25 protein-coding genes and 1 pseudogene are annotated in these 24,105 nt (G+C 69.6%); 17 read left to right on the top strand and 9 right to left on the bottom strand.

From position 1 onward, the window contains the following. Positions 1-220: hypothetical protein (locus G531_RS26110; RefSeq protein WP_026927114.1), on the top strand; the 220-nt coding region annotated here is incomplete at its 5' end. A gap of 64 nt (positions 221-284) precedes the next feature. Here G531_RS26110 and G531_RS21690 read toward each other — a convergent pair. Beyond that, complete coding sequence (locus G531_RS21690) at positions 285-1,112, bottom strand: hypothetical protein (RefSeq protein ID WP_035758466.1); 828 nt, start codon at positions 1,110-1,112, stop codon at positions 285-287. A 47-nt stretch (positions 1,113-1,159) separates the two neighbouring features. Next, positions 1,160-2,095: a 2,3,4,5-tetrahydropyridine-2,6-dicarboxylate N-succinyltransferase gene (dapD, locus tag G531_RS0109750; protein WP_026927113.1), complete on the bottom strand. Its 936-nt coding sequence runs from the start codon at positions 2,093-2,095 to the stop codon at positions 1,160-1,162. 79 nt (positions 2,096-2,174) lie between these two features. On the opposite strand from dapD, the gene dprE2 reads away from it, so the two are divergent. The 5 genes from dprE2 to G531_RS25170 all read left to right on the top strand — a co-directional run bounded on the left by dprE2 (position 2,175) and on the right by G531_RS25170 (position 5,796). Further along, entirely contained in the window at positions 2,175-2,948 is a 774-nt protein-coding gene (gene dprE2, locus G531_RS0109745; RefSeq protein WP_026927112.1) for a decaprenylphospho-beta-D-erythro-pentofuranosid-2-ulose 2-reductase, read from the top strand. 22 nt (positions 2,949-2,970) lie between these two features. Continuing rightward, entirely contained in the window at positions 2,971-4,137 is a 1,167-nt protein-coding gene (gene dapE, locus G531_RS0109740) for a succinyl-diaminopimelate desuccinylase (protein WP_051215313.1), read from the top strand. Between the two features lie 53 nt (positions 4,138-4,190). Further along, positions 4,191-4,955 carry an LOG family protein gene (locus G531_RS0109735; protein WP_026927110.1) on the top strand — a complete coding sequence of 255 codons (765 nt, stop codon included), beginning with the start codon at positions 4,191-4,193 and terminating at the stop codon, positions 4,953-4,955. A 103-nt stretch (positions 4,956-5,058) separates the two neighbouring features. Next, the gene (locus G531_RS24545; RefSeq protein WP_051215312.1) at positions 5,059-5,535 is read left to right on the top strand and encodes a DivIVA domain-containing protein; all 477 of its coding nucleotides are present in this window, start codon (positions 5,059-5,061) and stop codon (positions 5,533-5,535) included. Between the two features lie 84 nt (positions 5,536-5,619). After that, positions 5,620-5,796 carry a DUF3117 domain-containing protein gene (locus G531_RS25170; RefSeq protein ID WP_081684004.1) on the top strand — a complete coding sequence of 59 codons (177 nt, stop codon included), beginning with the start codon at positions 5,620-5,622 and terminating at the stop codon, positions 5,794-5,796. A 108-nt stretch (positions 5,797-5,904) separates the two neighbouring features. On the opposite strand, the gene glgA is transcribed toward G531_RS25170, so the two are convergent. Next, positions 5,905-7,092 (bottom strand): glycogen synthase, encoded by a 1,188-nt coding sequence (glgA, locus tag G531_RS0109720; RefSeq protein ID WP_026927109.1) that lies wholly within the window; start codon positions 7,090-7,092, stop codon positions 5,905-5,907. A gap of 120 nt (positions 7,093-7,212) precedes the next feature. Here glgA and glgC point away from each other — a divergent pair, with 120 nt between their 5' ends. After that, positions 7,213-8,436 (top strand): glucose-1-phosphate adenylyltransferase, encoded by a 1,224-nt coding sequence (gene glgC / locus G531_RS0109715; RefSeq protein WP_035758465.1) that lies wholly within the window; start codon positions 7,213-7,215, stop codon positions 8,434-8,436. 121 nt (positions 8,437-8,557) lie between these two features. Here the strand turns inward: glgC and G531_RS21680 are convergent, their stop codons facing one another. Beyond that, positions 8,558-8,914, bottom strand: a complete 357-nt coding sequence (locus G531_RS21680) for an ArsR/SmtB family transcription factor (RefSeq protein ID WP_035758464.1) — start codon at positions 8,912-8,914, stop codon at positions 8,558-8,560. 103 nt (positions 8,915-9,017) lie between these two features. Here G531_RS21680 and G531_RS21675 point away from each other — a divergent pair, with 103 nt between their 5' ends. The 3 genes from G531_RS21675 to G531_RS21665 all read left to right on the top strand — a co-directional run bounded on the left by G531_RS21675 (position 9,018) and on the right by G531_RS21665 (position 12,653). Continuing rightward, positions 9,018-10,247 (top strand): MFS transporter, encoded by a 1,230-nt coding sequence (locus G531_RS21675; RefSeq protein ID WP_035758463.1) that lies wholly within the window; start codon positions 9,018-9,020, stop codon positions 10,245-10,247. A gap of 112 nt (positions 10,248-10,359) precedes the next feature. Further along, the gene (locus G531_RS24540; RefSeq protein ID WP_051215311.1) at positions 10,360-11,016 is read left to right on the top strand and encodes a TetR/AcrR family transcriptional regulator; all 657 of its coding nucleotides are present in this window, start codon (positions 10,360-10,362) and stop codon (positions 11,014-11,016) included. Continuing rightward, a complete protein-coding gene (locus G531_RS21665) occupies positions 11,013-12,653 on the top strand; it encodes an MDR family MFS transporter (RefSeq protein ID WP_081684003.1) in 1,641 nt (546 codons plus the stop codon). The genes G531_RS24540 and G531_RS21665 overlap by 4 nt, the downstream gene beginning before the upstream one ends. A gap of 121 nt (positions 12,654-12,774) precedes the next feature. Here the strand turns inward: G531_RS21665 and G531_RS21660 are convergent, their stop codons facing one another. After that, positions 12,775-13,497, bottom strand: a complete 723-nt coding sequence (locus G531_RS21660) for a GTP pyrophosphokinase (RefSeq protein ID WP_245630469.1) — start codon at positions 13,495-13,497, stop codon at positions 12,775-12,777. A 4-nt stretch (positions 13,498-13,501) separates the two neighbouring features. Next, entirely contained in the window at positions 13,502-14,155 is a 654-nt protein-coding gene (locus G531_RS0109685) for an O-methyltransferase (RefSeq protein WP_026927107.1), read from the bottom strand. 33 nt (positions 14,156-14,188) lie between these two features. Between G531_RS0109685 and G531_RS0109680 the strand changes: the two genes are divergently transcribed. The 6 genes from G531_RS0109680 (at position 14,189) to G531_RS0109655 (ending at position 19,771) form a co-directional block, all read left to right on the top strand. Beyond that, positions 14,189-14,428, top strand: coding sequence for a biotin/lipoyl-binding carrier protein (locus tag G531_RS0109680; protein WP_026927106.1), 240 nt, complete (start codon positions 14,189-14,191; stop codon positions 14,426-14,428). A gap of 42 nt (positions 14,429-14,470) precedes the next feature. Continuing rightward, the gene (gene dapA / locus G531_RS0109675) at positions 14,471-15,373 is read left to right on the top strand and encodes a 4-hydroxy-tetrahydrodipicolinate synthase (RefSeq protein WP_026927105.1); all 903 of its coding nucleotides are present in this window, start codon (positions 14,471-14,473) and stop codon (positions 15,371-15,373) included. A gap of 239 nt (positions 15,374-15,612) precedes the next feature. Beyond that, a complete protein-coding gene (sigE, locus tag G531_RS21655; protein ID WP_081684002.1) occupies positions 15,613-16,293 on the top strand; it encodes an RNA polymerase sigma factor SigE in 681 nt (226 codons plus the stop codon). Further along, positions 16,290-17,792 (top strand): zf-HC2 domain-containing protein, encoded by a 1,503-nt coding sequence (locus G531_RS0109665; RefSeq protein WP_026927104.1) that lies wholly within the window; start codon positions 16,290-16,292, stop codon positions 17,790-17,792. Before sigE ends, G531_RS0109665 begins: the two co-directional genes overlap by 4 nt. Continuing rightward, positions 17,789-19,312 (top strand): trypsin-like peptidase domain-containing protein, encoded by a 1,524-nt coding sequence (locus G531_RS0109660; protein WP_145978666.1) that lies wholly within the window; start codon positions 17,789-17,791, stop codon positions 19,310-19,312. Before G531_RS0109665 ends, G531_RS0109660 begins: the two co-directional genes overlap by 4 nt. Positions 19,313-19,360: 48 nt before the next feature. Further along, positions 19,361-19,771 (top strand): sec-independent translocase, encoded by a 411-nt coding sequence (locus G531_RS0109655; protein WP_026927102.1) that lies wholly within the window; start codon positions 19,361-19,363, stop codon positions 19,769-19,771. 76 nt (positions 19,772-19,847) lie between these two features. Here G531_RS0109655 and G531_RS0109650 read toward each other — a convergent pair whose 3' ends face one another. From G531_RS0109650 to G531_RS0109640, 3 genes and pseudogenes are all read right to left on the bottom strand, one after another. Next, positions 19,848-21,044, bottom strand: coding sequence for an Mrp/NBP35 family ATP-binding protein (locus G531_RS0109650; RefSeq protein ID WP_145978667.1), 1,197 nt, complete (start codon positions 21,042-21,044; stop codon positions 19,848-19,850). 247 nt (positions 21,045-21,291) lie between these two features. Beyond that, a pseudogene (locus tag G531_RS26985) lies at positions 21,292-21,792 on the bottom strand (DUF1003 domain-containing protein); the annotation flags it as partial. A 3-nt stretch (positions 21,793-21,795) separates the two neighbouring features. Continuing rightward, positions 21,796-23,040, bottom strand: a complete 1,245-nt coding sequence (locus G531_RS0109640; RefSeq protein ID WP_081683999.1) for a magnesium transporter MgtE N-terminal domain-containing protein — start codon at positions 23,038-23,040, stop codon at positions 21,796-21,798. 72 nt (positions 23,041-23,112) lie between these two features. On the opposite strand from G531_RS0109640, the gene G531_RS0109635 reads away from it, so the two are divergent. Beyond that, positions 23,113-24,105, top strand: coding sequence for an HpcH/HpaI aldolase/citrate lyase family protein (locus G531_RS0109635; RefSeq protein WP_245630470.1), 993 nt, complete (start codon positions 23,113-23,115; stop codon positions 24,103-24,105).

The following is a 24,105-nucleotide window of genomic DNA, read 5'->3' as shown; positions in this document are numbered from 1 at the left end:
GTTCGACGAGTATGTCCGGCTGCGGCGTCCCCGCGCCGAGGAGGTGGTGAAGTACTCCCGTGCCCTCGGGCGGCGCAAGGCCCCGGGCGGTTCCCGGCTGGCGGTGGGACTGCGCGACCTGATGTTGCCGCTGGTTCTGCGCAACGCGACCAGGGATGCCCGCAACAATCACCTCTACAACCACCCCGTCAACTGGGACGGTGCCCTCAGCGGAGCGTGATCCGGACTTCCCTCAGCGGAGCGTGATCCGGACTTCCCTCAGCGGAGCGTGATCCGGACTTCCCTCAGCGGAGCGTGATCCGGACTTCATTGCCGGCGGTGGCCGCACCCCGGATCCAATTCTGCGACCCGATGCTGTGCCGCAGATTCATCGTGGCCACCGACACGACGCCGTGCTCGCCGGCATTGGCGACCGCGTGGTACGCCACCGCCCAGGCGTGTTCCGGGCTGTCAGTGCGCACAATCAGGGTGTTCTGCTCGGTGGCGGTGTTTCCCTGCCCCAGCGTCCGGCTGATCGACTGGGCCAGGGTGACCGCATTACCGGCCGCGCGCGAGCGGTTGAAGCACTCGAGGGCGGCCCACCGTTGACCGGAGAAGACCGCATCCAGGGTCTGCGAGGCCTGCTCGTGCTTGGCGTACGCCTCCGGGTGCCCGGAGCGTTGCACGGCCTGGGCGGCATCGTTGACCGTCATCAACTCCCAGTCCGGGACCTGCAGCAGGGCGTTGTAGAAGGCCTCGGTCGCGTAGTGCGGATCCATGATCTGCTCGGCCGACCCCCAGCCCTTGGACGGTCGCTGCTGGAACAGGCCCAGGGAGTCCCGGTCGCCGTGGGCCAGATTGCGCAGCCCCGACTCCTGGTACGCCGTGGCCACCGCGACGGTGGCGGCGGTGTCGGGGAGGCCGCGGCGTACCGCGACCCCCACGATGACCGAGACATTGGCGGCCTGCTCCGGGCTCAGGGTGATCCGGCCGACGGTGCAGCGGTCCTCGAAGGGCAGCGGGTCGAGGTACTCGTTGCTGCGGGCCCAGTAGACGCCCACCGCCGCGGCGATGAGCAGCACGAGCACCACGACGCCGCAGCCGAGACGGAGTCCTGTGCGACGTCGTGCCATTCGGATCCTTCCGGGGTGGGTGGGGTGGTACTCGCGGTGGGGTGGGGTCAGTGGGCGTGCAGGTCGGCGTTCAGCTCGACCTTCTTGCCCTCGCGGCCGCGCACCTCGACCTCGCCGGTCAGCGAGTTGCGCAGGAACAGCAGGCCGCTGCGCCCGGACAGTTCGCCGGCCTTGACGACCTGGCCGTCGACCCGGACCTTGGTCCCGGCGGTCACGTAGAGGCCCGCCTCGACCACGCAGTCATCGCCCAGGGAGATGCCGAGGCCGGAGTTCGCGCCGAGCAGGCAGCGCTTGCCGATGCTGACGATCTCGGTGCCGCCGCCGGACAGTGTACCCATCACCGAGGCGCTGCCGCCCAGGTCGGAGCCGTCGTCGACGGTGACGCCCTGGGAGACCCGACCCTCGATCATCGAGGCGCCCAGCGTGCCGGCATTGAAGTTCACGAAGCCCTCGTGCATCACCACGGTGCCCTCGGCCAGGTGCGCGCCGAGCCGCACCCGGTCGGCATCGCCGATGCGTACGCCCGACGGCAGGACGTAGTCCACCATCCGCGGGAACTTGTCGACGCCGAACACGGTCACCTGGCCGTGGGCGGCGCGCAGCTTGGCCCGGGTCAGTTCGAAGCCCTCGATCGAACAGGGGCCCGCGGAGGTCCACACGACGTTGGTCAGCGCCCCGAACAGCCCGTCCAGGTTGATCGTGCGCGGCTGGACGAGCCGGTGCGACAACAGGTGCAGCCGCAGGTAGGCATCACTGGCCGAGGCGGGCTTGGCAGCCAGGTCGATCTCGACCCGGGCGACCGAGGTGGTCACCTGACGCACCTCGTCGGTCGCGGCCAGGGCGGTCAGTTCGGCGGGCTCGGGGGAGTCGTCCGGGGTGCCCAGCGCCGGGGCCGGGAACCAGGTGTCGAGCACCTGTCCGGAGGTGTGGGTGGATACCAGGCCCCAGCCCCACGCGGGCCGGGAAGCGGTCTGCTCAGTCATGAGCGCAACCCTACAAACCGGCACCGACGATTCCCAACACGTTCACCGACCCCGGGCCCGGGCTGCCATACTCGGGGCCATGGCAGAGCAGATCGGCACCGATCCGGGCACGGTGGTGCTGTTCGGTGGTCGCAGCGAGATCGGACTGGCCACCGCGGCCCGGCTGGCGGCCGGCCGGACGGTCGTCCTGGCCGCACGCCGCCCCGACGACCTGGCCGATTCGGTCGCGGTGATCACCGCGGCCGGGGCCGACCGAGTGGTCACCGTCGGCTTCGACGCCGACGATGTGGACTCCCATCCGGGCCTGATCGACCGGCTGATCGCCGAGCACGGCCCGATCGGGATCGCCGTCGTCGCCTTCGGCATTCTGGGGGATGCGGCCCGGGCCGAGACCGACGTGGCCCATGCCCTGCAGATCGCGCACACCGACTACTACGCCCAGGTGAGTGTGCTGACCCTGCTGGCCAATGCGATGCGGGCCCGGCACAGCGGCACCCTGATCGTGTTCTCCTCGGTCGCCGGGGTCCGGGTACGCCGCGCCAACTACGTCTACGGCTCCACCAAGGCCGGGCTGGACGGCTTCGCCAGCGGACTCACCGATGCCCTGGCCGGGACCGGGGTCCGCCTCCTGCTGGCCCGACCCGGTTTCGTGATCGGCGCGATGACCCGGGATCTGATGGCCTCCGGAGTGAAACCGGCGCCGCTGTCCTCGACCCCGGACGAGGTGGCCGACGCCGTGGTCCGGGCGTACCACCGCGGCCGGGCGACGGTCTGGATTCCCGCGGCGCTGGGCGCGGCCGCCTTCGCCCTGCAGTTCGTCCCGCGGGCGATCTGGCGCCGGATCCCGCGCTGAGGCACCGGCTAGGGTGACCGCTATGGCGCAACCCCCTGCTTCCGGCTCCCCGGCCCGGACCGACCCCGCCGAACTCGACCTCACCGGTGACCTGGTCGAGCTGACCCGCGCCCTGGTCGACATCGAATCGGTCAGCCACCACGAGGCCCGGATCACCGATGCGGTCGAGCGGGCCCTGCGGGCGGTACCGCACCTGAATGTCGAGCGGATCGACAACCAACTCGTGGCCCGGACCGACTGGGGCCGCGCCGAGCGGGTCGTGCTCGCCGGGCACCTGGACACCGTTCCGGTCGCCGACCGCGACGGCGTCCGCAACCTGCCCTGCCGGATCGAGGGCGAGGTGCGCGACGGCGTGGACCGGCGCCGGCTGCTCGGTCGGGGGACCTGCGACATGAAGGGGGGCGTCGCGGTCTTCCTGCAGGTGATCGCGAGCCTGACCGACGCGCAGCGCGATCTGACCCTGGTGCTGTACGACTGCGAGGAGATCGAGGAGGAGTACAACGGCCTGCGGCATCTGGCCGAGGTACGCCCGGAGCTGCTCGCCGGCGACTTCGCACTGCTGGGTGAACCCACCTCCGGCGCGGTCGAGGGCGGGTGCCAGGGCACGTTGCGGGTACGCATCACCACCACCGGCACCGCGGCGCACTCGGCCCGTTCCTGGATGGGACACAACGCGATCCACGACGCCGCCGACGTGCTGGCCCGGCTGCAGGCGTACGAACCCCGGCAGATTCCGGTGGAGGGGCTGACCTACCGGGAGGGCCTGAACGCGGTGAAGATCGAGGGCGGGATCGCCGGCAACGTGGTGCCCGACCGTTGCGTGATCACCATCAACTATCGCTTCGCGCCGGACAAGACCCCCGAGCAGGCCCTCGCCCATGTGCAGGACGTCTTCGCGGGCTACGAACTCGAACTGACCGATCTCGGTCCGGCCGCCCGACCCGGGCTGGATCGTCCGCTGGCCCGGGAGTTCCTGGCGGCGGTCGGGGGAGAGGCGGCGCCCAAGTACGGCTGGACCGATGTCGCCCGGTTCTCCGGCCTCGGCGTACCGGCGGTCAACTTCGGTCCCGGCGATGCCCTGCTGGCGCACAAGGACGACGAGGAATGCCCGGCCGCCGACCTGGTCGCCTGCCGTGACGCGCTGCTGGACTGGCTGCGCCCCGCGCGCACGACCTCCCGGACCGAGTGAGCCGGGCCCGCCCGAATCTGTCCACCCGACTCCCCTCCAGGGAAGGAACCCCCGTGACCCAGGATTTCGAACGCCGCTATCAGGGCCCCGTCTATCGCAGCCGGGACCAGGTGCAGCCGACCACCACCGACCAGCGACTGCTCGCCCCGACCCGCAACACCGAGTGGGTCCACGAGGATCCCTGGCGGGTGATGCGCATCCAGTCGGAGTTCGTCGAGGGATTCGGGACGCTGGCCGAACTGGGCCCCGCGGTGAGTGTGTTCGGGTCGGCCCGGACCCCGGCCGGGCACCCGGCGTACGCGGCGGCCGAGCAACTCGGCGCCGCCCTCGCCGAGGCCGGCCTGGCGGTGATCACCGGTGGCGGCCCCGGGGTGATGGAGGCGGCCAACAAGGGAGCCTGTGAGGCGGGCGGTGTCTCGGTCGGCCTGGGCATCGAACTGCCGCACGAGACCGGCTTCAACGACTATGTGACGCTGGGGATCAACTTCCGGTACTTCTTCGTCCGCAAGGTGATGTTCCTCAAGTACGCCCAGGGCTTCGTCGCGATGCCCGGCGGGTTCGGCACCCTGGACGAACTGTTCGAATCGCTCACCCTCGTCCAGACCCGCAAGATCGTCGATTTCCCGGTCGTCCTCTATGGGCGCAGCTTCTGGCAGCCGATCCACTCCTGGCTGGTCGACACCGTGCAGGCCGAGGGTTACGTCTCCGCCGGTGACCCGGACCGGATCCACATCGTCGACAGCGTGGCCGAAACCCTCGAGGTGCTGCGGGCGAACTGGAAGGTTCCGGTGACCCCGCAGAAGCCGGCGGCCAACTGACCTCGACGCTCGTGCCGGATCCGACCGCTCCCGCCGATCCGACCGCTCCGGCAGGTGCGGCCAGTCCCGATGTTTCGCCCGGGGCGCCATTACGATGGCGGCCATGCAGATCCTGATCGTCGTACTGGCCGTGCTGATCCTCGGCGTTGCCGCGGTGGTGGCCACCGGGATGCTGGGCGGGATGGATCCCGAGCCGGACCGCGACCGCAGCCCGCTGATGCTGCCGCCGGGGGCACTCACCGCGGACCAGGTTCGACAGGTCCGCTTCGACGTGAATCCGATCGGCTACGACATGTCCCAGGTCGATGAACTCCTCGGTAAGCTGTCCGGCCAACTCGCCGCGACTCGCCCGTCCGGCGGGCCGGTCCCGGACCAGGACTGGGCGCCCCCGATGGTGCCGACCCGGCCGGTAGCGGGCAGCGGCGAGGCAGCGGCATCGCAGCCGAACCGGGCGATCCCGCCCCGGCCCCGGCACGTGGTCGGGGAGCCGGCCCCCCGCCGTTCGGCCAGCCCGAACCCGCCGGTCACCGGCCAGGGCACCGGCGACCCTGCGGCGACCCCTTCGGCGGATGCGGAATAATGGACGTGCACACATCATCAGTGGAGTGAATCCGGGGAGCCCCGCTCCCCGAGCGTCTTGCAATGACGTAGGAAGGAACACGCGATGGCAGCCATGAAGCCGCGTACTGGCGACGGAGAGCTCGAGGTCACCAAGGAGGGCCGCGAGATCGTGATGAGGGTTCCCATCGACGGAGGTGGCCGCCTGGTCGTCGCGATGAAGGAAGCCGAAGCCACCGCGCTCGCCGAGGCGCTGCAGGGCGCGGTGCCGCAGCCCAAGTAAGGTGTCGAACCCGTAAGGGTGTCGTACCCCTGAACAGATAACCGGAGGACCCCGCTACGGCGGGGTCCTCCGGTGTCGGTACGGCCCTGGTGAGTCGCGCGACGGGTCCTAGTGGGCCTCGAACGTCTCGATCGCCTGCCGATAGACCTCGACGGTCTGCTCGGCGATCCGGGCCCAGGAGAACTCCTCGACACAGCGCCGGCGGCCCGCTCGGCCCATCGCCGCAGCCCGCTCCGGGTCGGCGGTCAACTGATTGACCTTGGTCGCGAAGTCGGACTCGAACGCGGCCACCGCGGCCGGATCATCGGCCTGCGCCGGATCGTAGGGGACCAACAGCCCGGTCTCGCCGTCCACGACGACTTCGGGAATCCCGCCGACCGCGCTGGCCACCACCGCCGTCTCGGTCGCCATCGCCTCGAGATTCACAATGCCGAGCGGCTCATAGATCGACGGGCAGGCGAACACCGTGGAGTTCGACATCACCTGGCGGACCTGCTGGCGCGGCAGCATCTCCTGCACCCAGGTGACCCCACCGCCGCGGGACTGCTTCAGGTGATCGAAGGCGTGGTTGAACTCCGCGGCGATCTCGGGAGTGTCCGGCGCACCGGCCAGCAACAGCAACTGCGTGGCGGGGTCGAACTGTTCGGCCGCGCGGACCAGATGGACCAGCCCCTTCTGCCGGGTGATCCGGCCCACGAAGGTCACGATCGGCCGGTCCAGGTCCACCCCGAGTTCGGTGAGCACGGCGGTGTCGGGGTCGGGCCGGAACTCCTCGGGATCGATCCCGTTCTTCACCACATGGATCCGGGCCGGGTCGACATCGGGATAGGCATTGAGGATGTTCGGCCGCATCGCCTCCGAGACCGCGATCACCGCGGCCGCCGAGGCGTACGCCGACCCCTCGGCCCAGGTACTCAGCCGGTACCCGCCCCCGAGCTGCTCGGCCTTCCACGGCCGGTCGGGCTCCAGGGAATGGGCGGTCACCACATGCGGCACGTTCTGGAACAGCCCGGTCAGCTGGGCGGCGAGCGCGGCGTACCAGGTGTGGCCGTGCACCAGATCCACCTCGGGGATCGCCGCGACCATCGACAGGTCCGCGCCGAAGACCCGCAGCGCGGCATTGGCGCCCTCGGGATAGTTCTCGGCATGGGCAGTGGCACCCTCGCGGGGCTCGCCCATGCACTGCACGTCGACGTCGATCAGCTTGCGCAACTGGGGCACCAACTGGGCGACATGGACGCCGGCCCCGCCGTAGATCGTCGGCGGATATTCGCGGGTCAACACTGAGATGCGCATGGCCATGCCCCGATCGTTCCACAGCGTCACCCGGAACCGGGGTGGGGGGCCCCACGCCACCGATCCGGCTGTGGTTAGGCTACTTGTCGAAGGAGCTTCTACGCGTTCAAGGGGGCGACGGTGCGGCCGAAAGTGTTGTCCATTGTGCTGGCAGGTGGCGAGGGAAAGCGGTTGATGCCATTGACCGCCGATCGGGCCAAGCCGGCGGTCCCGTTCGGTGGGACCTATCGACTGATCGATTTCGTGCTCTCCAATCTGGTCAACTCCGAGTTGCGTCAGATCGCGGTGCTCACCCAGTACAAATCGCACTCCCTGGACCGGCACATCTCCCTCACCTGGCGGATGCCGGCCATGCTGGGCAACTACGTCACCCCGGTGCCGGCCCAGCAGCGGCTCGGGCCCCGGTGGTACCAGGGCAGCGCCGACGCGATCTACCAGTCGATGAACCTGATCATCGATGACGACCCCGACTACGTCGTGGTGTTCGGCGCCGACAACATCTACCGGATGGATGTCAGCCAGATGGTCGCCCAGCACATCGACTCCGGTCTGGACTGCACCGTCGCCGGGATCCGGGTGCCGCGCAAGGAGGCCAGCGCCTTCGGGATCATCGACGCCGACGTCGAGAGCAACATCCGCAACTTCCTGGAGAAGCCGGCCGACCCGCCCGGGCTGCCCGATTCGCCCGAGGAATCCTTCGCCTCGATGGGCAACTACGTGTTCACCCGCAAGGCCCTGGTCGAGGCCCTGGAGGCCGACGCCGCCGACCAGAATGCCCGCCACGACATGGGCGGCGACATCATTCCCTATTTCGTCTCCCGCGGCCGCGCCCAGGTGCACGACTTCAGTCACAACACCGTCCCCGGAGCCAGCGAGCGCGACAAGAACTACTGGCGCGACGTCGGCACGATCGATGCCTACCACGAGGCCCACATGGACCTGGTGTCGGTGGTCCCGAATTTCAGCCTCTACAACAGCAAGTGGCCGATCTGGACCAACATGCCGCAGCGTCCGGGAGCGAAGTTCGTGCTGCGGGGCACGGCGGAGGATTCCATCGTCTCCCCGGGCACGATCATCTCCGGCGGCGACGTGGACCAGTCGGTGCTGGCCCCGAACGTACGCGTGGAGAAGTGGGCCAACGTGCAGCAGTCGGTGATCATGGACAATGCGCAGATCGGCCGCAATGCCGTGATCCACAAGGCGATCATCGACAAGTACGTGGTGATCGATGAGGGTGTGGAGATCGGCGTCGACCATGAACGCGACCGCGCCCGCGGCCTGACCGTCTCCGCCGGTGGGGTCACCGTGATCGGCAAGGGCGTCCACGTGACCCGGGAGATGTGACCTGACCCGAGGGTTGTGACCGCACCCCGCGGATCCAGCACCCGAAAGGCCGACGCAGCACCGCTGCGTCGGCCTTTCAGTTGCGTCCGGACTGCGCGGGCGATCAGGACTGCGCGGGCGATCAGGACTGCGGGGGGCGATCCGCACCGCGGGCGGGGGCCGCGGGCGCGAGCACGGCCGGGAGCAGGCCGGGGAAGCGGTCCTCGAGGTCGTCGCGGCGCAGGGTGATGATGCGTTGGCGTCCGTTCGGGTCGTTGCGGATGATCCCGGCCAGCCGCAGCGTCTTCAGGTGATGCGACAGGGTCGATTTCGGCAGCGGTTCGCAGTCGGTCGGCTGGCAGTGCGCCACATCCAGGGGGCCGTCGGCCAGCCGCCGGACGATGTCGAGTCGGGCCGCGTCGCTGAGGGCGAACAGCACCTCGGTGAGTTCGAGTGTCTCGGTGCCCGGGTGCTCGAGCGGTTCTTTGCCATAGCCCATGGTTCCAGAATAGTTGAACAATCCGGGTGCTTCGGTTAGGGTCTGACTGTTCGAGTTTTGTCGAACAATCTTCGAATGAGACTGCCGAGTCGAAAGGGGCACGATGCCCACCACTGACCTGTCCGGGTCCGGACGTCCGCGGCAACGGATGTCACGCAGGGCCGGATTCTGGCTGTTCACCGTGAGCCTGTTCGGGTTGATGGCGGCCGCCGGCGCTCCCTCCCCGCTGTACGGCCTCTATCAGCAGCTGTGGGGATTCTCCACGGGGATGCTGACGCTGGTCTTCGCCTGCTACGCCTTCGCGCTGCTGGTGGCGCTGCTGATCTTCGGTGGCCTGTCCGATCACGTCGGACGGCGGCCGGTCCTGGTGGCGGCGCTGGCGGTCGAGACCATCGCGATGGTGCTGTTCCTGATCGCCGACGGGCCGGGGTGGCTGATCGCCGCGCGTACGGTCCAGGGGCTGGCGACCGGTGCCGCCACCGGAGCGATCGCGGCCGGGCTGATCGAGTTGCAGCCCAAGCGTGGGGGAGTGCTCGGACCGGTCCTGGCCAGCGCCGGCACCCCGGCCGGAGTCGCTCTCGGTGGCCTGCTGGGCGGGCTGGTGCTGCAACTGCTGCCGATGCCGCAGACGGTGGTGTTCGCCGCTTTCGCGATCTTCTTCGCGGTACTGGCCATCCTCGCGATCTGGCTGCCCGAAACCTCCCCGCAGCGCCCGGGTGCACGGGCTTCGCTGGCGCCGCGGGTCGGCGTCCCGGCGCAGGCCCGAGGGGTCTTTGCCCGGGCCGCGGCCGCGACCATCGCCACGTGGGCGCTGGTCGGCCTCTACATGTCGATCGGCCCGTCGCTGGCCATCCATTACCTGGGGCTGCCGCCCGGGCTGGCCAGCGGCGTGGTGGTGACCGCCCTGACCGGGAGCGCGGCCATCGCCGGGACGCTGCTGCGCGGGTACAGCGCCGAGCGCGCGATGCCACCGGGACTGCTCGCGCTGGCGGTCGGCACCACGCTGGCGGTGCTCTTCCTGTTCATGGGCTCGGCAGTCGGCTTCTTCATCGCCACCGTGGTCGCCGGATCGGGTTTCGGGGTGGCCTTCTTCGGAGCCTTCCGCTCCCTGGCTGCCGTGGAGACCGACCGACGTGCGGAGTTGTCGGCCGCCTTCTATGTCGCGAGCTATCTGGCGCTGGGGGCTCCGGCCGTGGTCGCCGGGATTCTGGTGCCCGTGCTCGGGCTGGATCGGGTCGTCGTGGGCTACGGCGTCCTGGTCGTCCTGATGGGGTTGGGTGCCGGTATCGCCTCGTTGCTGGCCAACCGGAAGCGCGCCGCTGGGCAGGCGTAGCCCCGCTCGGGTCGGCAGCGCCCGCACCGCTTCGGCGGTGCGGGCTTTTCGTTTCCCGGGGTCCGCCCGGTGCACGTTTGGAAAAATATGCACTGAGGCATAGAATGCACTAGTGCAAGAATGTGGCGGGCTTCGGGAACGACAGCGGCGGGAGACGTACCGCCTGCTGCATGAGGCTGCGCTGGCGCTGGCCGAGGAGGGCGGCCTCGCCGCGGCCAGCATCGACGCGATCACCAAGCGGGCCGGCGTGTCCCGGCGGACCTTCTTCAACTACTTCGCGGCCAAGGAGGATGCGTTGCTCGGCATTGCGCCGATCCGGGTCCCCGAGGAGGAGTTGGACGCGCTGGTGGCCGCCGGGCCCAGCGCGGCGCCGCTGACCCGGATGGTCCGGCTGCTGCAGACGATCTTCGGCAACAGCGAGGTGGCCGACAAGCCGTTCGGCTGGCGCCGCGAGCTTCTGCAGCGATTCCCCGAACTGGCCTGGCGGCAGCGGCAGATCATGTTGTCCGCCCAGGAACAGGTACTCCAGGCCCTCGCCCGACGACTCTCCGATGCCCCCGGTGAATCCGGTGAATCGGGCGCCGATGCCGCGGCGTCGGCCGAGTACGCCCGGGCCCTGGTGCTCCTGGCGGTCAGCGTGCTGGGCTTCATGCACTCCCGCAACCCCGCCGACCTGGACGGGGCGCATCCCGAGGCCATCGAGTCGGCGATCGCCGGCTTCCGCGACATTCTCCGCGACGAACCCCACAGCCAGAAAGATCAGAATTGACCGCAGATACCCGGCCCACCGAGGCCGCCCCCGAATCGTCCCGGACCTCCGGGCGCAATATTGCCCTGTTGTTCGCCGGCCTGATGGTGACGATGCTGATGGCCTCGCTCAGCCAGACCATCCTGTCCACCGCGCTACCGACCATTGTCGGCGAGCTCGGCGGTGTGGATCAGATGACCTGGGTGATCACCAGCTACATCCTCGCCTCGACGATCATGATGCCGGTCTACGGTCGGATCAGTGACCTGATCGGCCGCAAACCCGTCCTGATTGCCGCGATCAGCCTGTTCATGCTCGGTTCCGTGCTCGGCGGCCTGGCGACCAGCATCGGGGCGCTGATCCTCGCCCGAGTCGTCCTCGGCCTGGGTGGCGGCGGCCTGATGATCCTTTCGCAGGCGGCCATCGCCGATGTCGTACCGGCCCGCGAACGAGGCAAGTACATGGGCATCATGGGCGCGGTCTTCGCGGTCTCCTCGGTGGCCGGCCCGCTGCTCGGCGGCTGGCTGACCGAGGGACCCGGCTGGCGCTGGGCCTTCTGGATGAACCTGCCGCTGGGCGCGCTGTCCATTCTGGCGACCATCTTCTTCCTGCGGCTGCCGCGGGTGCAGCGCACCGGCAAACTGCAGATCGACTACGCCGGCATGGCGTTGATCGCGGTGGCCACCACCTCGCTGGTGTTGCTGTCGACCTGGGCGGGCAGCACGTACGCCTGGACCTCACCGCAGATCATCGCGCTGATCGCGATCACCATCGCGGCGATCATCGCCTTCGTGCTGGTCGAGCGCCGGGCGAGCCAGCCGGTCATCCCGCTGAGTCTGTTCGCCGACCGCAACTTCACCCTCACCACGATCGCCGGTCTGCTCACCGGCCTGGCGATGTTCGGCGTGATCGGCTACATGCCCACCTACCTGCAGATGGTCGGCGGCCTGGATGCCACCCGCGCCGGGCTGATGATGATCCCGATGATGGCGGGTCTGCTGGTGGCCTCGATCGTGTCCGGCCAACTCGTGGCACGCACCGGCCGATACCGGATCTTCCCGCTGGTCGGATCGCTGATCATGGCCGGTGCGCTCTTCCTGATCGGGACGATGCCGCTGGGGACCAATCTGTGGGTGCTGGCCGGCTACCTGACGATCTTCGGGATCGGCCTCGGCCTCGGCCAGCAGATCCTCACGCTGATCGTGCAGAACTCGTTCCCGGGGGCCTACGTCGGGACCGCGACGGCGGCGTTCAACTACTTCAAGCAGGTCGGGGCCACCATCGGCTCGGCCGTCGTGGGGGCGATCTTCGCGTCCCGGCTGACCGAGTTCCTCACCACCCGGCTGAGCGGCCTCGGCGCCGGCTCCGGGGGGCCGAACATCCATTCCCTGACCCCGAGCGCGGTCGCCCAACTGCCGGACGCGATCCGGCTGACGATCGTGGAGTCCTACCACGACGCCCTGCTGCCGATCGTGCTGTGGCTGATCCCGTTCGCCCTGCTGGCGGTGGTCGTGCTGCTGTTCGTGACCGAGAAGCCCCTGGCGACCACGGTCGACAACAGCTCCGCGGCGCCGGCCGGCGAAAGCCCGGACGCCACGGAGCACCGGGCGGCTGCCCCCCGCAGTGACCTGGTCGAGTCGGCGGTCTCCTCGGTATGACCGGAAAGTGACAGGCAGGCAGCGCCAGTTCTCTGCCGCCCGGCGTGTCGCCGGGTGCAGACGCAACTGATGTCGCCTGCCTGTCATCGGCCGTCGGTAACCGGGCCGGCCGGTGGCGCGCTCAGCCCGCCGGTGGCGGCCGGAGCTGATCGCGCAGCCGCCCGATCCGCTCGTCCAGTTCGGCGGCCACTCGGGCGGCGTCCTCGATCTCCCGGGCCAGCTCCGGTGGAATGTCGGTGCGGTACTTGTAGGACAGCTTGTGCTCCATGCTGGCCCAGAAGTCCATCGCGATGCTGCGGATCTGCAGTTCCACCGGGATGTGTTCGGTGCGGGTGGACAGGAAGACCGGGACCTCCACGATCAGGTGCAGCGAGCGGTAGCCGTTGGGCTTGGGCTCGGCGATGTAGTCCTTGGTGGCCAGCACGGTGAGATCGGGCTGGTGGGAGAGCATCTCGGCGATCCAGTAGACATCGGAGACGAAGCTGCAACTGATCCGGATCCCGGCGATGTCCCAGATGCCGGCCCGGATCGCCGGCACGGTCAGTTCCACCCCGCGGCGGCGGGCCTTGTCCAGCAGACTGCGCGGTGACTTCAACCGGGTCCGGACATGCTCGATCGGGCTGTAGTCATGGGCGCGCTCGAACTCTTTGCGGAGGATGTCGACCTTCGTCGCGACCTCGGCGATCCCGAACTCGTAGTAGAGAAACAGCCGGTTGAAGTCCTGGCCCAGTTGGCGCACCTCGGCGACGAGGTCGGCCTCCTGGCCGGGGGTCAGCGGGTCATCGGTGGGGCCGTGCAGCCGGTCCCGGATGAGTTGTTCCAGCGGCGGAGTCGGGTCGGGCACGGCGTCAGGCGCGCACCGCGACCAGCATCCCGTCCCCGACCGGCAACAGGGTGCTCCACAGTTCGGTACTGGTGCGGACCGCGTCGATCGCCTCGCGCAGCACGATCGTCTCGTCCTCCTGGTTGTCGGAGTCGGCGATCTTGTTGTGCCACAGCGCATCGTGCAGCACCAGCACCCCGCCGGGGCGCAGCAGCCGCAGGGCCTGGTCGACGTACTCGACGGCTTCCAGCGGGTCGCCGTCGGCCAGCACCAGGTCGTACGCCCCGCTGCTCAGCTTCGGCAGCACCTCCAGCGCCGTGCCACTGATCAGCCGGAAGCGGCGGTTCGGGATCTTGAGGGAGGTGAAGATCTGCCGGGCGACCGCCTGATGGTCGTGCTCGGAGTCGACGCTGGTGAGTACGCCCGCCGGATCCATCCCCTCGAACAGGGCCAGCCCGGAGACCCCGGTGCCCGATCCGATCTCGACGACGGCGCGGGCCCCGATCAGGCGGGCCAGCAGGGTCAGTACGCCGGCCACACCCTTGGAGACCGGGACCACCCCGAGTTCGGTCGCGGCCGTCCGCGCGGCGGCGGCGGCCTCGTTCTCGTGGTGGAAATCCTCCGCGTACGTCCACGAGCCGCGGTTGGGCGCCGGCGCACCGTTAGCTGCTGAGTTCACCTTCGGCACTCTACCGGCCTTACCATGTGGCGCATGAGCAAACAGCCCCGTGTCCACACCGTTGCCGCCGAGATTGTGGCCAATGTCCTGACCGTCGACGTGGCCGTCGGGGACACGATCGAGGCCGACACCATGGTCGTGCTGCTGGAATCGATGAAGATGGAGATCCCGGTCCTGGCCGAGTGCGCCGGCGTGGTGAGCGAGATCGTGGTCCATCCCGGTGACGTGGTCCACGAGGGCGATCCGCTGGTGGTCATCGCCCCGCAGAGCTGAACCGACCCCCCGATGAGCGACCCGATTGCGTACGATTCGGCCATGACCAACGCCACCGCGCCCCACTCGGCGCCCTTCGGACAACTGCTGACCGCCATGGTCACGCCTTTCGATGCCGAGGGAGAGGTCGATTTCGTCAAGGCCCGCGAGCTGGCGGCGTACCTGGTCGACGAGATGCACAATGACGCGTTGGTGATCAGCGGTACCACCGGCGAGTCGCCGACCACCACCCGCGCGGAGAAGCGCGAACTGCTTGTCCAGGTGATCGATGAGATCGGCGACCGGGCCCAGGTGGTGGCCGGAGTCGGCACCAACGACACCCGCAGCACGATCGCGCTGGCCACCGACGCCGCCGAGGTAGGTGCCGACGGTCTGCTCGTGGTCACCCCCTACTACTCCAAGCCGCCGCAGAGCGGGCTGCTGGCGCACTTCCGGGCGGTCGGTGATGCCACGGAGCTGCCGATCATCATGTACGACATCCCGCACCGCTCGGGCGCCGCGATTGAGGAGGCCACCTTGATCGAGCTGGCCGAACATCCGCGGATCGTGGCGGTCAAGGACGCCAAGGGGAACCTGCCGTCCTCCTCGCTGGTGATGGCGCGCACCGACCTGGCGTACTACTCCGGCGACGACGCGATGACCCTGCCGCTGCTGGCGGTCGGCGGCGTCGGGCTGGTCGGGACGTCCACCCACTTCACCGGGGCGCAGGCCAAGCAGATGATCCAGGCGTACGCCGCCGGCGACACCGCCCGGGCGCTGGAGCTGCACCGCCGGCTCTATCCGGCCTTCGTCGGGGTCTTCGCCACCCAGGGCTGCATCCTGGTCAAGGCGGGGCTGGAGTTGATCGGCCGGCCGGTCGGCGGACTGCGCAGCCCGATGCCGGAGGCCACCGCCGAACAGCGCGACGCCTTCGCCGCCTGCCTGAGTGCGGCCGGTCTGCACTGAGGCCCGCGGGGATACGCGCATCGGCCCGGGGAACGAATCTGCGCAGCGAGTCGTTGGCACGGTCAGACCATGGTCTTGCTCTGCCCTGAGTCGGTTGATCGGACGCGGGCGGAGTCGGGGGTGTCTGGGACAATGGTTACAGCAGGCCCCGTGCGGTGGACCGTGGTTCTCCGCAGCGAGGTCGGCACGCAGACCAGTTCGACCACGCAGGTAAGTCCAACAATGGCGGAGGAGGCCCGATGCCCATCGCGAAGCCCTGGCGCAGCCTGAAGCGGGTGACGGCGACCGCGGCGGAGAACCGCGGAGTCCGGCGCGCGCGGGAGGAGGCTCCGGCCGCGGAGGCACCGGCCCCGAGCGAGTGGGTCCCGCCGACCTGGGAGCAACTGGTCGAGGAGCACTCCGCCCGGGTGTATCGCCTCGCCTACCGGCTGACCGGTAACCCCGATGACGCGGAGGACCTGACCCAGGACGTCTTCGTGCGGGTCTTCCGGTCCCTGCACAAGTTCCAGCCCGGCACCCTCGAGGGCTGGCTGCATCGGATCACCACCAATCTCTTCCTCGACCAGGCGCGACGCCGCCAGCGGATCCGCTTCGACGGGCTGTCCGAGAGCGCGGAGGCGACGCTGCCGTCGCGGGAACCCTCGCCGGGCGATCAACTCGCCGATGCCGACCTCGACCATGACGTCGCGGCGGCACTGAATGCGCTGTCCCCGGAGTTCCGCGCCTGTGTGGTGCTGTGCGACATCGAGGGACTGTCCTACGAGGAGATCTCCGACGTTCTGGATGTGAAGATCGGCACCGTACGCAGCCGGATCAGCCGGGGGCGGGCCCAATTGCGGACCGCCCTGGCGCATCGGCGCCCGTCCGGGGAACGGGAGCACTACTTCGGCGTGGCCGCGGAGGAGGGCATGGCCCGATGACCGCGTGTCGGCAGAACCCGCACCTGTCCGCATTCGTGGACGGGGCGATGAACCACACCGAGCGCGAGTGGATGATGCGGCATCTGGTGCGCTGCGCCGATTGTCGGGCCGAGGTGGCCGAACTGCGCACCGTCCGGCATCGGTTGCGGTCCCGCGCCCGGACCTCCCCGGTGCGACCCTCCGACTCCCTGGCCGGTCGCCTGGTCGGGATCGCCGGCGACGACGCGGAGCAGCCGCTGTGGTCGCGGCCCTTCGATCATCCCCGCTCGCCCGCCGAGGACGGCACCGGCCGGCGCTTGCCGCGTCAGCGCCTGCGCAGCCGACTGCAGCGTGGCGCCCTGGTCCTGGTGACGCTGACCGTCGCGGTGGTGGCTGCCGGCTGGTTCGCCGCGCCCCCCGCCGCGACCCCGGCCGTGGATCCGATCGATCAGGCGCGCGGGGACTTCTCTGCGGCGCTGACCGGGAATCCGCTGGCCAACCCCGCCCTGAACGCGGCGCTGACCATCGATGAGGGCGACACCTATGACGAGGACGCCGTCACCCCCGGCCCCGCCGGTGACGAGGCGCTGGGCTCGGAGCGGGCGTACGCCGAACTCAGCCGGGCCGACCGGGCCCGCGGTACGGTCCGGGTCACCGGCGTACAGAAGATCCAGGTCCGCTACGGCGCGGGGTATCGCACCTCGCAGGTCACCGTGCGGGCGCGCCAGAGCGACGGGCAGGTGGTGCAGGTGCATCAGTTGCACGGTGGCTCGACCCGGATGCTGGTGCCCGGTCATGGCACCCCGTCCGGGGTCGATCTGATCGCGCGGAACTTCGAACTCCAGGCCTTCGCCGGACCGAAGATCGCCGGGCGCGCCTCGACGCTGGTGGAGGCCCGGGACGGTTCGGGAATCGCCGGCCGGTGGTGGGTGGACAACCAGACCGGGGTACTGCTGTGGCAGGTGACCTATGGCCCCGGCGGCCAGGTCCAGGAGAGCGCCGGGTGGAGCCGGCTGCTGATCGCCGGATCGGAACCCGCGACCTCGACGGTGTCGGTGGCCGAGCCGGCGCAGACGCTGGCGCAGGTGGACACGCACTCGATGGCGCTGGCCAAGGCCCCCGAGCTGCAGGCGAAGGGCTGGGTCTGCGAGACGTCCTTGGGCGGCCTGGAGCTGATCCGATTGCGGGGGCAGGAGGCCCAGGGCGATCCCGCGATCGTCAGCAGTGTGTACGGCGACGGGGTGCGAACCGTGCTGGTGCACCAGCAGCAGGGTGCCCTGGCCGGGGCTCCGGCGGGATCCACCTGGGATCCGCATCTGGGCGCCTATCGCCAGTCCGGCGTACCGACGGTGCTGACCTGGCAGTCCGGTGACCGGGTGTACACCGTGGTGACCGACGGGGCGGAGGACCTGGCGACCCAGATGGTCCGGGAACTGCCGCACGAGGCACCGGTGCTGCGCACCCGGGTGGACCGGGTGCTCGACGGCTGGGACCGGATCCGGAAGGCTGTGGTCGGATGAGTCAGAATCCGTTCGCGGTGGGGTCCGGCGGGATGTCCCAGTGGGTCACCGGCGCTCCCGGTTCGGCCCCGCAGCCCGGTTCGGCCCCGCAGCCCGGTTCGGGCGGGTCCGCCACGGAGCCGCCGCGCATGTCGTTCGGTGCCGAGGACCTCGAATCCACCGATCCGGTGCCGGTGGGTCCGGCCCCGGACGGGAGCCCGGGCGCCGGCGGGCAGCAGACCCATCTGCAGCCCGGTGCCGCCGGGTGGTCCGAGCAGCCGACCATCGTCCAGCAGGACATTGTCCAGCAGGCACCGGTCCAGCAGGCACCCGCGTACGGGTCGAACCCGTCCGCGCCGCAGGGCTGGGGAACCGCGCCGCAGGCTTGGGGGACCGCGCCGCAGGCCTGGGGAGCCCCACAGCCGGCGCCGGCCCAGGGGAGTGCGCCACCCCCACCACCGAAGCAACAGCGGCGCCCGGGATTCGGGGCGGTGCTGGCCACCAGCGTCCTGACCGCCCTCCTGGTCGGGGGCGCGGCCGGGTACGGCGGAGCCCAACTGGCGCTGCGCAACCAGGCCACCCCCACCGCGGCCGCCTCGCAGCAGCCGCAGAGTGAGCTCCCGCCGGCGCCACCGGCGGCCAATGTGACCGAGGTGGCCAAGAAGGTGCTGCCCTCCACCGTCACCATCGCGCTGTTGAACGGCGACCGGCAGGTCGGCACCGGATCGGGCATCGTCTTCGATCGCGAGGGCCGGATCCTGACCAACAACCATGTCATCCAGCAGGCGGCCGAGCAGCGGGTGACCCTGCAGGTGGAGTTCACCGATGGGCGCCGGGAACCGGCCGAGATCGTCGGTCGCTCGCCCGGCTACGACCTGGCGGTGATCCGGGTGGCGCCCTTCGCCGAACTCGTGCCGGCCACCCTCGGCGACTCCGGCCAGGTGGTCACCGGACAGGCCGCGATCGCCCTCGGAGCGCCGCTGGGGCTGGGCAGCACGGTCACCGAGGGGATCATCTCCGCCACGGACCGACCGGTCGTGGTCGGGGACGCCACCGAGGACGGGACGGCGTACATCAACGGGCTGCAGACCGATGCGGCGATCAACCCGGGCAACTCCGGCGGGCCGCTGGCCGATGCCGGCGGCAACGTGATCGGGATCAACTCCGCGATCCTCACCACCACCGGCTCCTCGGAATCCAAGGGCGGCAGTATCGGCCTCGGCTTCGCGATCCCGATCAACCAGGCCAAGGCCACCGCGGACCAGCTGATCAACAACGGCCGGGCGGTCTATCCGGTGATCGGGGCGACCGTGTCCACCAGTGCCGACGGGGTCCGGGTGGGCACGGTCGAGGCCGGCGGCCCTGCGGCGGCGGCCGGGATCCGTAACGGGGACATCATCGAGGCGATCGAGGGGCGGCCGGTGAGCCGGCACAGTGACCTGATCGTGCGGGTACGCACCTTCCAGCCGGGTCAGACGGTGACCCTGAAAATTCGGGACCGGGGCGATGTTCCGGTAACCCTCGGCAGCAAGGAAGGCTGAAACTCATGCAAATCGGTTCCCTGCGGACGCGGCGCTAGGCTGTGGCCCATGTTTGATGTCGGTGTCGGGGAGATCGTTTTCCTGGTCATTCTGGGGATCGTGCTCTTCGGGCCGGAGCGGATCCCGGACATGGCCCGGAAGGCCGCCCGGGTGTACCACTACCTGCGGGGCGTGGCGAACAATGCGACCGGGACCCTGCGCAACGAGCTGGGCCCCGAGTTCGCCGACCTGCAGATGAGCGACCTGAATCCGCGGCAGTTCGCGCAGAAGTACCTGATGAAGGAGATCCAGCCTGTCCTCGACGACGTCAAGCATGACGTGGAAATGATCGACCAGCAGATGCGGGCCGAGGTCGCCGACGTGCGCGAATTGGTGGAGGCCAAGCAGGCCCCGGCAAGTACGGCGAACCAACCGGCGGCGACCCCCACCTCGGCCCCGTTCGACTCCGAAGCGACCTGAGCTACACGGACTTTTCTCCCGCCCGGAAATGACGTACGCCGGGACCGTGGCGGCCCCGGCGTACGGAAAGCATGGATCAGCGGCGACCGACCGGGCTCAGGCCCAGTTGCAGCCCGGCCAGGCTGCGGCCCTTGGCGCCCAGTTTGCCGGCGATCTCGGTCAGCGTCCGGGCCGAGGTGTGTTCCGGTGCGGAGACCACGACCGGGTCGCCCGTGTCGCCGCCGGCCCGCAGGGACGGATCCAGCGGGATCTGGCCGAGCAGCGGCACGTCGTAGCCCAACCGTTCGGTGAGCACCTTCGCCACGTCGGGGCCGCCACCGGTCCCGAACAGCTCGACCCGGTGCGCCTGCCCACAGTGCGGGCACTCGGTCTCCAGGTAGGACATGTTCTCGACCACGCCGATGACCCGCTGCTTCATCATCGAGGCCATCGTGCCGGCCCGTTCGGCGACCTCGGCGGCCGCGGCCTGCGGGGTGGTCACCACCAGCACCTCGGCATTCGGCAGCTTCTGGCCGATCGAGATCTGCACGTCGCCGGTGCCGGGCGGCAGATCCAGGATCAGGTAGTCCAGGTCGCCCCAGTACACGTCGGCAAGCATCTGCTGCAGCGCCCGGTCCAGGATCGGGCCACGCCAGGCGACGACCTGGTCGCGGGACTGCTTGAGCATCCCGATGCTCATCACCTTCATGTCGTGGGTGGGCACCGGCAGGATCATCGCCGAGCCCTCGTCATCGCCCAGCGAGGTCGGCCGGGCATCGGCCACGCCCAGCATGGCCGGCACCGAGTGGCCGTAGATGTCGGCATCCAGGATGCCGACGCTGCGGCCCTGCGCGGCCAGGGCCAGCGCCAGATTGACCGTCACCGAGGACTTGCCGACCCCGCCCTTGCCGGAGGCGATGCAGATCACCCGGGTGGTGTTGTCGGGGCGGGCGAACGGAATGGCCCGGTCGGCATGTCCGCCGTTGAGCTGCTTGCGCAGTTCGGTGCGCTGCTCCTCGCTCATCACGCCGAGTTCCACGCGCACCTCGCGTACGCCGGGCACCGCCGATACGGCCTCCTCGGTCGCCGAGGTCAGCGGCGCCTTCATCGGGCACCCGGCGATGGTCAGCAGCACCTCGACGGTGACGCGCGCAGTGTCGTCGATGTCGACGCGTTTGAGCATCCCCAACTCGGTGATCGGTCGCTTGATCTCGGGATCGTTGACCTTCGCCAGCGCGGCCTGGATCGGCGCCAGCAGGGGATGGTCGGGATTGTTCGTCTGCACCTCGGACATGAGGGCAACCCTACGTGAGCGCCCCCAACTCCCCGGTCGACGATCACTCTGCGGCGGGTGGGGCCTCCGCGGCCGGATCCGGGCCGTCCGGGCCCGGTGGTGGCGCGGCGTCGGTGGGTTCAGCGGGTTCAGTCGGTTCGCTGGCCGAGGCGGTGGGCTCGGAGCGGGCCTTGTCCTTCTTCGACTTCTTGGACTTGCCCTTCTTTCCCGAGCCGGCGTCGTCGCCATCGTCGGCGGACCGCTCGTCGTCCAACTCCTGCAGCACCTCGCGCAACTCGTTGCGCAACTCGGCCCGGATGAACTCACGGGTGGCCATCTCGCCGACGGTCATCCGCAGCGCGGCGATCTCGCGGGCCAGATAGTCCATGTCGGCGCGGCTCTGCGCCGCGGTCCGGCGATCCTGATCGGAACTGATCCGGTCCCGCGCCTCCTGCCGGTTGGTCGCCAACAGGATCAGGGGTGAGGCGTAGGAGGCCTGCAGCGACAGGATCAGGGTCAGGAAGATGAAGGGGAACGGGTCGACCCGGAGCCCTTCGGGGGCGACGGTGTTCCACAGCAACCAGGCCACGATCACCACGGTCATCCACAGGATGAACCCGGGAGTGCCCATGAACCGGGCGAAGGCCTCGGCGAATCGGCCGAAGGCGTCCTGGTCCATCGTCATCCGGGGCAGGAACGTGGCTGTGCGGCCGGGAGTGTTCAGGCTGCCGGTGGAGGCAGTCTCCTTGGTCTTCTTCTCAGCTGCCATCGCTCACCGCCCGTCCATCTGTTCACCGCGCCAGTCATCGGGCAGCATATGGTCCAATACGTCGTCCACGGTGACCGCCCCCACCAGGCGCTTTTCCGGGTCGACCACCGGCGCCACCACCAGATCATAGGACGCGAAGTAGCGACTGATGGTGGGTAGGTCGGCATCCACCGGCAGTGGCTCGAGTTCGGAGTCGACCAGCGCGGAGACCAGTGTCGAGGGAGGTTCGCGCAACAGCCGCTGCAGGTGTACGCCGCCCAGGAAGCGGCCGGTCGGGGTGTCCAGCGGCGGGCGGCAGACGAACACCATGCCCGCCATCGCCGGGCTGAGATCCTCGTTGCGGACCATCGCCAGCGCGTCGGCGATCGTCTGGTCGGGAGCCAGGACGACCGGTTCGGAGGTCATCATGCCGCCGGCGGTGAACTCCTCGTAGACCATCAGCCGGCGCACGTCGGAGGCTTCGTCGGGTTCCATCCGGCCCAGCAGTTCCTCGGCCTTGGCGGGGTCGAGTTCGGCGATCAGGTCGGCGGCGTCGTCGGGGTCCATCTCCTCGAGGATGTCGGCGGCCCGCTCGGTCTCCAGTGCGGAGATGAGTTCGATCTGCTCGTCCTCGGGCATCTCCTCCAGCGCGTCGGCGAGCTTCTGGTCACCCAGTGCCCCGGCCACGGCCAGCCGTCGGTCGGGTTCCAGGTCGTGCAGTTCCTGGGCCACGTCGGCGGGCTTCATGTCCTCCAACTCGGCCAGCAGCTGGTCGGTGCCCTGCGTACCGGGCAGCAGCTGCAGGACGTCGACCTCGTCCCAGTCGACGATCTTGATGTCGGGCTTGCGGCCGAACCGGCGGCGCGAGGCCGGGTCGACCAGGGCGATCTCGGAGACCTCCCAGTCCTTGTTGCGGACCTCCTGCATCCCGACGTCGTAGATAACCATCGGGTCCTTGTGCCGCCAGGTCACCTGGGCGTCGAACAGGTCGTCGATGACCAGCGTCTCGGTCTCGAAGCGCTTGAAACTGTGGGTGTTGATCACCCCGTTGATCGCCACCTGGACCCCGTCGATCGACAGCACCCGGCCCATGTTGACGAAGATCCGCTTGCGGGCGAACAACTCCACCACCAGACCTTTGATCCGCGGCGCGCGGCCCCGCGGCGGGATCTGGATGACCACGTCGCGGACCTTGCCGATGGTGTCACCACCGGTGTCGACCACGCGCAGGCCGCGCAGCCGAGAGACGAAAACAGAGTTCGATGCCACCGTGGAACAGTACCGCGCACGGTACGGTCGGCACCGCGCAGGAACCGCCGAAACGCCCAGTAGGGTGGGAATGTGAGCACATCAGAACTGCCGCGCGCCGGGTCGGGTCCGGCTGGGGTCCGCCGGACGGTGCTGGCCGTCCCCGGTTCCAGCGATCGCTTCCTGGCCAAGGCCCGCGGTCTGCCCGCCGATGCGGTCTTCCTGGACCTGGAGGATGCGGTCGCGCCCGCGGTCAAGGCCGAGTCCCGCGCCCGGATCGTCGAGGCGCTGCAGGCCGAGTGGACCGCCCGCGTGTTGACCGTACGCGTGAATGACTGGACCACCGAGTGGACCTACGCCGACGTGATCGAGGTGGTCGGTGGTGCCGGAGCCCGGATCGATGCGCTGGTGCTGCCCAAGGTGAGCACCCCCGACCACGTCCGCGCGCTGGACCTGCTGCTGACCCAGGTGGAGCGCACCCACGGGCTCGCGGTCGGCCGGATCGGCATCGAGGCCCAGATCGAGGATGCCCAGGGGCTGCTGCACGCGCCAGCGATCGCGACCGCGTCGCCCCGGATGCGGTCGCTGGTCTTCGGCCCCGGGGATTTCATGGCCTCGCTCGGGATGAGCTCGCTGTCGATCGGTGGCCAGCCCGCCGGCTACGAGATCGGCGACGCGTTCCACCACGTGCATATGTCGATCATCGTCGCGGCGCGGGCGGCCGGGATCCTGGCGATCGACGGACCGTACGCCGCGATCCGCGATCTCGACGGATTCCGCACCGTGGCCCGGCGCAGCGCGGCCCTGGGCTATGACGGCAAGTGGGTGCTGCACCCCGGCCAGATCGAGGCGGGCAACGAGATCTTCACCCCGGCCCGAGCCGACTTCGAGAAGGCGCAGCGGATCATCGACGCGTACGCCCGGGCCACCTCGGCGGCCGGGGGAGCGGTCGGCGCGATCACCGTCGACGACGAGATGGTCGATGAGGCCTCGATCAAGGTATCGGCGCGGATCGTGGCCAAGGGGCGCGCGGCCGGGCTCGATACCCCGAATCCCGACGCGAAGCCCACCGGAACGGAGAACTGA

The sequence above is a fragment of the Granulicoccus phenolivorans DSM 17626 = NBRC 107789 = JCM 15570 genome, from assembly GCF_000423085.1.
Classification (GTDB): Bacteria; Actinomycetota; Actinomycetes; order Propionibacteriales; family Propionibacteriaceae; genus Granulicoccus; species Granulicoccus phenolivorans.
The sequence above is the reverse complement of the archived record's forward strand: the minus strand, read 5'-3'. Positions and strand labels throughout refer to the sequence as shown.

Bases quoted from the DNA above. Each gene is read 5' to 3' on its own strand.
- G531_RS25170 (WP_081684004.1), top strand. From the start codon at position 5,620: ATGGCAGCCATGAAGCCGCGTACTGGCGACGGAGAGCTCGAGGTCACC.
- dprE2 (WP_026927112.1), top strand. From the start codon at position 2,175: ATGGCAGAGCAGATCGGCACCGATCCGGGCACGGTGGTGCTGTTCGGT.
- dapE (WP_051215313.1), top strand. From the start codon at position 2,971: ATGGCGCAACCCCCTGCTTCCGGCTCCCCGGCCCGGACCGACCCCGCC.
- G531_RS0109665 (WP_026927104.1), top strand. From the start codon at position 16,290: ATGACCGCGTGTCGGCAGAACCCGCACCTGTCCGCATTCGTGGACGGG.
- glgA (WP_026927109.1), bottom strand. From the start codon at position 7,092: ATGCGCATCTCAGTGTTGACCCGCGAATATCCGCCGACGATCTACGGC.
- G531_RS0109660 (WP_145978666.1), top strand. From the start codon at position 17,789: ATGAGTCAGAATCCGTTCGCGGTGGGGTCCGGCGGGATGTCCCAGTGG.
- G531_RS0109655 (WP_026927102.1), top strand. From the start codon at position 19,361: ATGTTTGATGTCGGTGTCGGGGAGATCGTTTTCCTGGTCATTCTGGGG.
- G531_RS24545 (WP_051215312.1), top strand. From the start codon at position 5,059: ATGCAGATCCTGATCGTCGTACTGGCCGTGCTGATCCTCGGCGTTGCC.
- sigE (WP_081684002.1), top strand. From the start codon at position 15,613: ATGCCCATCGCGAAGCCCTGGCGCAGCCTGAAGCGGGTGACGGCGACC.
- G531_RS21675 (WP_035758463.1), top strand. From the start codon at position 9,018: ATGCCCACCACTGACCTGTCCGGGTCCGGACGTCCGCGGCAACGGATG.
- G531_RS0109650 (WP_145978667.1), bottom strand. From the start codon at position 21,044: ATGTCCGAGGTGCAGACGAACAATCCCGACCATCCCCTGCTGGCGCCG.
- G531_RS21680 (WP_035758464.1), bottom strand. From the start codon at position 8,914: ATGGGCTATGGCAAAGAACCGCTCGAGCACCCGGGCACCGAGACACTC.
- dapA (WP_026927105.1), top strand. From the start codon at position 14,471: ATGACCAACGCCACCGCGCCCCACTCGGCGCCCTTCGGACAACTGCTG.
- dapD (WP_026927113.1), bottom strand. From the start codon at position 2,095: ATGACTGAGCAGACCGCTTCCCGGCCCGCGTGGGGCTGGGGCCTGGTA.
- G531_RS21690 (WP_035758466.1), bottom strand. From the start codon at position 1,112: ATGGCACGACGTCGCACAGGACTCCGTCTCGGCTGCGGCGTCGTGGTG.
- G531_RS0109680 (WP_026927106.1), top strand. From the start codon at position 14,189: ATGAGCAAACAGCCCCGTGTCCACACCGTTGCCGCCGAGATTGTGGCC.